A 312-nucleotide genomic window follows, 5' to 3' on the forward strand; every position below is an offset into this window, starting at 1 on the left:
TGGCCGTGCTGCCCAAGAAGAGGGAGAGCCCGGCGGCCAGAAAAACCGCCACGACTCCCCCTATGAGGAACAGCGATATGCGCACCCGGGACAAGAAGCGTCCTTTGGCAGCGTCGTTCTCGTGGGCACGGAAGAAGTCCACGAAGATATCGAGCTGGTGGGAAAGCGTAATGGGATCGCGATGCAAGAAGGCCACCTGTTCGTAGGGCAGCACGCGGTCGGCCTTTACGGCCGGCAGGTTCTGCCACAGCTTGGAGTCGTCCACGTAGGCGCTGTCGGCACTGTCATGGACACCGTAGAGGATGAAGTCGC

Annotated in this window: 1 protein-coding gene; it reads right to left on the reverse strand. The window is 61.2% G+C overall.

The genetic code is table 11. The features are described from left to right. Positions 1-312 (reverse strand): hypothetical protein (locus tag PZH32_RS12440; RefSeq protein ID WP_275208557.1); only part of this gene is annotated, 312 nt, incomplete at both ends.

Origin of the sequence: Adlercreutzia equolifaciens, assembly GCF_029076695.1 — a bacterium.
Lineage (GTDB): Bacteria > Actinomycetota > Coriobacteriia > Coriobacteriales > Eggerthellaceae > Adlercreutzia > Adlercreutzia equolifaciens_A.